Source organism: Synechococcus sp. CCY9201, assembly GCF_034931105.1.
Classification (GTDB): domain Bacteria; phylum Cyanobacteriota; class Cyanobacteriia; order PCC-6307; family Cyanobiaceae; genus CBW1002.
Genome location: NZ_JAYGIC010000172.1, coordinates 1 through 5,309, shown reverse-complemented (window position 1 = coordinate 5,309; position 5,309 = coordinate 1). Strand labels below are relative to the sequence as shown.

Genomic DNA, 5,309 nt, shown 5'->3' with positions numbered 1-5,309 from the left:
AGGCTCGCGAAGGCCAGCCGGGGCAGCAGCGGTCCGCTCTGCAGCGACAGGGGCGCCAGCGGCAGCCAGCCCAGCAGCTTCGACCAGTAGGTGAGGGTCACGCCACCCGCCAGCACCAGGATCAGGCCGGTCTCACCGGCCGGTGGCGCCATGCTGCGCTGGATGTCTGCGGCGGGGGGGCGCAGGCGCAGCTGCACCGAGCGGTGCGGGCAGGCCTGGGCGCAGGTGAGGCAGAGCACGCAATTGCGGTTGTCAGCCAGGTGGGCCGGATGGGTGCCCACTGGGCAGCCGCCGGTGGCCATCCCCTCGCCTTCGGCGGGGCCGCCCTTGAAGCAGGCGTAGGTGCTGCAGCTGCCGCTGCAGGTGCCCACCTGGGCGCGCAGTTCCAGGATCGAGAGCTTGGCGAACAGGCCGTTCATGCCTCCCACCGGGCAGAGGTAGCGGCACCAGAAGCGTTTCTCGAACAGCAGCGAGCAGACCACCGCGCCGGCGGTGATCAACAACAGCAGGCAGCTGCTCAGCCAGGCCGTATTGGGTAGGTCGGCCAGGTCCTCCCAGAGCAGGATCGCGGCAAAGCCGGCCGCCAGAACCGGTGCCCCCCAGCGATCCGTGTCGCCGCGAGGCCAGGGGCGCGGCTTCAGGCCGAGGCGACGCCCCAGCCGCTGCACGATCTCGCCCCAGACCATGAAGGGGCAGAAGGAGCACCAGAGCCGGCCCACCAGGGGGTAACCCAGCAGGATCAGGGGCCACCACCAGGCCCAGAACAGGTTGAGCCCGCCGTTGCTGGCCCGGTCCTGGGGGCCCAGCCACAGCCAGAGGTTCACCAGCACGAACACCCAGCTGACCAGGCCGAACAACAGGCCGTTCCAGAGCCGTGGGGATCGCATCAGGTCACGCAGCCTCGGCTTCCAGCGCCAGAGGTCGAAGCGCAGACCCTGATAACGATGGCTGGGGCCGGTCCAGAACACATCTTCCGGTAATTCGGCCGGCTGCTGGGCACTGCACTGGCGCAGGGCCCGGGCGATCAGGCCATCGAGTTCGCGCAGGTTGTTGGGGAAGTCGTAGGTCTGCAGCCGCTTCACCACCGTTTCGGAGACCTCCGGTGGCTGCTTCCAGCCAAGCTTGCGGGTCCGCTGCCGCACGCCGTAGCGCAGCCATTCACCCAGGTCCTTGCGCCGCACCCGCAGGGGCGGAACCCGGATCTGGGCCCCGAGGCCCTCGAAGCCCGGCACCGGCGCCTCGGCGGTGAAGAACACCCGGCCGCTGAAGTGGTGCACGGGCGCCGATTCGCTCGGCCCCCGCCAGTCGCCCGTGCGGGCCAGTTCGAGCAGGGCCGGCAGCAGCTGCGGGTCGACCAGATCCACCTGGTCGATCAGCAGGGACCCGTCCCCCAGGCAATCGAGCACGCTGCCCTCCCCCTGGCCACTGGCAGGACCGAACAGATCCGAGCCATCGGGCCGCAGCAGGGCGCCGTTGAAGCGCACCAGCAGGCGGGTGCGGCGACGCGACCCGAAGTGGATCAGGGCCGCGATGTTGTCCTTCTCCAAACCTGGTTCGCCGCTGATCAGGACGGGGGGCGCCAGGGGATCGGCCGCCGCCTTGCGGATGTCGTCGCGAAGGCGCTGGGCGTAGCGGCTGCTGCCGACGATGCCGCGCCGCACCCGGCCCTGCACGAAGGGCGCCAGTTTCAGCAGGCAGGCGGTGCTGTCGGCCGTGGCGGGAGACGGCGAAGACACGCGAAGAAACCTTGGGAACCATCAGCATGGCCCGATTCGGGGTGGGATGGCCCTGCTGCGGTGGAGGGATGTACGCGGATGACCGTCTTTCAGTGGGGCCAGCACCAGCTGCTGTTCCTGGGGGACAAGGCGGTGTGGGATCCGCGGCAGGGCCTGCTGCTGGTGGCGGATCTGCACCTCGGAAAGGCCGAGACCTTCCAGGCCCATGGCATCCCGCTGCCCAGCGATGGTGATGGCGCCACCCTCAACGTCCTGCTGGCCCTGGCCCACCGCTGGCGGCCCCGCCGGGTGGTGGTGCTGGGGGATCTGATCCACAGCCGCCTTGGGCTCACCGCCGAGTTGCGCCAGAAGCTGGCCGCCCTGCCGCAGCTGCTGGGCTGCCCCCTGCAGCTGATCGGCGGCAACCACGAACGTGGCAGCTGGATCGATGGGCTGCCCCAGGAGCCCGCCCAGGCGGCAGGCGCCCTTTGGCTCAGCCACGAACCCGATCCGCGGCCGGGACGGCTCAACCTCTGCGGTCATCTGCATCCGGTGGCGCTGCTGGGCCGGCGTGGCGATCGCCTGCGCTTGCCCTGCTTCGCCTACGACCCCCAGGGCCAGCGGCTGGCTCTTCCCTCCTTCGGGCAGTTGACGGGCGGTCATCCCCGTCCCCAGGGTGAGCAGCTCTGGCTCGTGGCCGAAGGGACCGTGGTTCCGCCAACGCTCACTCCACCGCCGCCAGAGCCCGCACCACATCGCCACGGGTGAGCACCCCCACCGGCCGCTGGTCGGCATCGAGCACGAACAGCCGCTGGGTGCTGCTCTCATGCAGTTGCCGTGCCGCGGCGGGCAGGGCCAGATCGGCGGGGCAATGGTGGGGATGGCGGCCCATCACCTCCCCCACGGTGCTGCCCAGCACCTGGTGCACCTGTTTGTCCCATTGCAGGGGATTGCGCAGGTAGATCACCGCATCGAGCAACATCACATAGGGCCCGGCATCGAAACCGCTCTCGCGCACCATCAGATCCTGCTCAGTGAGCTCACCCACCAGCTCGCCGGCGCTGCCCACCACCGCCAGGGCGCTGATGTGGTGCTGGCACATCAGCTGCACCGCATCCTGCAGGGGGGTGTCGGGGCCCACGCTCAACACCGGCGCGGACATCACTGCGGAGACCGGCTGTTGCACCACGGCGACCAGAACGAACTGCGGCCATTCTGCGGCGGGGAGGGTTCAGGATCGGCCTCACGCCACATGCCCCCTGCCATGGCCTCCCTCCGGCGCGCTGCCGATGCCCTCACCGTGCTGCGGGCCCTGCTGGGGCTGCCCCTGCTGCTGGCCCTCGCGGCTGGCTGGCAGGGGCTGGCCTGGATCCTGCTGCTGCTGGGTGGCCTCAGCGATGCGGCCGATGGTGCCCTGGCCCGTCGGGCCGGCGGTGGCTCGGTGTGGGGCGCCCGCCTCGATCCCCTCACCGACAAGATCCTGATCAGCGCCCCCCTGCTCTGGCTGGGGGCCGCCGGAACCCTGCCGCTCTGGGCCGTGTGGCTGCTGCTGGCCCGCGAGCTGTTGATCTCCGGCTGGCGGGCCGGCCAGAGCAGCGGTGGACCCGCCTCGGCCTCCGGCAAGGCCAAGACGATCCTGCAGTTCGCCGCGCTGCTGCTGCTGCTCTGGCCCGAGACGTGGAGCCTGGCTGGGGTCGCCTCGCCGGGGTTGCCCATGGTGCTGCGGCAGCTGGGCTGGTGGCTGTTCTGGCCCTCCCTGCTCCTGGCCCTCAGTTCAGCCCTGGGCTACCTGGTCAGCCGGCCAGCAGCCGCTCGTCAGAACTGAAATCGGGACTGGTGGGCATCCGCAGGGCGTAATCGTTCACGAAGCTGTCGCGGAGGCACTGATCCAGGTCGTGGGCGGGGCTCCAGGCCAGTTCGGAGCAGACCCGGTGGATGTCGGTGAGGAAATGGTTGAGGCGCAGCGGAAAGGCCTTGCGCGCCTTGGGATCGAGACCGGCGGGATCGAAGCTGCGGATCGGCACGGCGGCGGGATCCTTGCCGCAGGCGCGGGCGGCCGCCTCCACCAGTCCGGTGAAGGTGACGCCCTTGGCCCCCGTGCAGTTGTAGATGCGGTTGGTGGCCGCCTCCACCTCGATGCAGCGCGCCATGGCAGCGGCCAGGTCGTTGACGTGGCCCAGCTGGGTGATGGTGCTGCCATCGCCGGGCAGTGGCACCGGGCGATCGTGCACGATCCGATCAAAGAACCAGCTCTCGACGGGGTTGTAGTTGCCGGGACCCACGATGTAGGTGGGCCGGAAGCTGGTGAAGGGGATGCCCTGCTGTCGCAACCAGGCTTCGGTGTCGGCCTTGCCGGCGTGACGGCTGGCCGGATCGGTGGGGGCGTCCTCGTCGAGGGGCCACTGGGCGCTGTCGGCGTAGACGCCGGCGGAGCTCACATAGACGAAGCGCTGGCTGGGGGCACCGGTGCGCTCGATCACGGCGCTGGAATCGCTGAGCGTGCGGCCGGAACTGTCCACGATCACCTCGAAGCGGCGCCCCCTCAGCTGGTCCAGGCTGGCCGGGTCGGTGCGGTCACCCACCAGGTGCTCCACCCCGGCCGGCACCGCATTCCTGCCGCGGGTGAACAGGGTGAGCGCATGGCCGGAGGTGATCAGCTGCTCCACGAGGGGCTTGCCCACGAACCGGGTTCCGCCCATCACCAGGATCTTCACGGCCGCATCACCAGGAACTGGCGCCATTGTGCTGGGCTCGCCGCCGCCCCCAGACCCGGCGCCGACTCAGGTCTCAGCGAAGCGGTGACGGATGGCCTCCACCTGGTCGCTCTGACTGCGCACCACCGCGACACAGTCGGGATCGAGGCTGCCCTCGCTGACCAACCGCTCGAGTTCGGTCAGGGCTTGCGCTACCGACCAGGGCTGTTTGTAGGGCCGCAGGCTGGTGAGGGCATCGAGGACATCGGCCACGGCCACGATGCGCACCTCGATCGGAATCTCCTCAGCCCTGAGGCCAGCGGGATAGCCCGATCCGTCGAGGCGCTCGTGATGGCCGGCCACGATGTTGCGCATCACGATCGAATCGGCCAGCTCCTCCAGGGCGAACTGTCCAATGATGCGTTCAAGGATCGCGACACCCTTGTTCACATGGGTCTTCATGACCTCCCGTTCGGCAGCATCAAGACGTCCAGGCTTGAGCAGAATGCTGTCCGGGATGCCGATCTTGCCGATGTCGTGCAGGGGGGCGAACAGGAAGACGTGCTCCACGAACTCATCGCTCAGGCTGAACTGCGGGGCGACGCCCTTGGCAATCAGGCGGCAGTAGTGCGCCATGCGTTCGAGATGGGTGCCGGTCTCGAAATCACGCAGCTGGGCAAAATCCCTGGCCACGCTGGCGGAAGCGAGTAATGAGCGGACCACACCGATCTCCTGGGAGATCGTCATATTGATCAGCTTCGAGAATAAGGAAAGACTTGATTACCCAGCTCGCTCCGTGCAGGCCATTTGTCCCGACTAGAGTGGTACGCAGATACTGTTCTGGCCATGGCGCGCAACGGCATCCAGTTCCAGAAGGGCCTGTCTCTGCCTGAGTTCCAGC

General features: G+C 68.9%; 6 protein-coding genes. 2 read left to right on the top strand and 4 right to left on the bottom strand.

Going from position 1 to position 5,309, the window contains the following annotated elements; all coding sequences use genetic code 11:
- Positions 1–1,736: 4Fe-4S binding protein (locus tag VB716_RS16665; RefSeq protein ID WP_323271070.1), on the bottom strand; the 1,736-nt coding region annotated here is incomplete at its 3' end.
- 78 nt (positions 1,737–1,814) lie between these two features.
- Here VB716_RS16665 and pdeM point away from each other — a divergent pair.
- Positions 1,815–2,483 carry a ligase-associated DNA damage response endonuclease PdeM gene (gene pdeM / locus VB716_RS16660; protein WP_323271069.1) on the top strand — a complete coding sequence of 223 codons (669 nt, stop codon included), beginning with the start codon at positions 1,815–1,817 and terminating at the stop codon, positions 2,481–2,483.
- Here pdeM and VB716_RS16655 read toward each other — a convergent pair.
- Positions 2,440–2,877, bottom strand: coding sequence for a CBS domain-containing protein (locus tag VB716_RS16655; protein WP_323271068.1), 438 nt, complete (start codon positions 2,875–2,877; stop codon positions 2,440–2,442). The two genes, pdeM and VB716_RS16655, sit on opposite strands and share 44 nt — an antisense overlap.
- Positions 2,878–2,979: 102 nt before the next feature.
- Between VB716_RS16655 and VB716_RS16650 the strand changes: the two genes are divergently transcribed.
- Positions 2,980–3,540 (top strand): CDP-alcohol phosphatidyltransferase family protein, encoded by a 561-nt coding sequence (locus VB716_RS16650; protein WP_323271067.1) that lies wholly within the window; start codon positions 2,980–2,982, stop codon positions 3,538–3,540.
- Here VB716_RS16650 and VB716_RS16645 read toward each other — a convergent pair.
- Together VB716_RS16645 and VB716_RS16640 are read right to left on the bottom strand one after the other, a co-directional pair.
- Complete coding sequence (locus VB716_RS16645; RefSeq protein WP_322758653.1) at positions 3,509–4,429, bottom strand: NAD-dependent epimerase/dehydratase family protein; 921 nt, start codon at positions 4,427–4,429, stop codon at positions 3,509–3,511. The genes VB716_RS16650 and VB716_RS16645 overlap by 32 nt on opposite strands.
- Positions 4,430–4,495: 66 nt before the next feature.
- Positions 4,496–5,155: an HD-GYP domain-containing protein gene (locus tag VB716_RS16640; RefSeq protein WP_323271066.1), complete on the bottom strand. Its 660-nt coding sequence runs from the start codon at positions 5,153–5,155 to the stop codon at positions 4,496–4,498.
- Positions 5,156–5,309 lie beyond the last annotated feature (154 nt).

Excerpts from the sequence above, each read along its gene's own strand:
- pdeM (WP_323271069.1), top strand. The coding sequence starts at position 1,815 with ATGACCGTCTTTCAGTGGGGCCAGCACCAGCTGCTGTTCCTGGGGGAC.
- VB716_RS16655 (WP_323271068.1), bottom strand. The coding sequence starts at position 2,877 with ATGTCCGCGCCGGTGTTGAGCGTGGGCCCCGACACCCCCCTGCAGGAT.
- VB716_RS16650 (WP_323271067.1), top strand. The coding sequence starts at position 2,980 with ATGGCCTCCCTCCGGCGCGCTGCCGATGCCCTCACCGTGCTGCGGGCC.
- VB716_RS16640 (WP_323271066.1), bottom strand. The coding sequence starts at position 5,155 with ATGACGATCTCCCAGGAGATCGGTGTGGTCCGCTCATTACTCGCTTCC.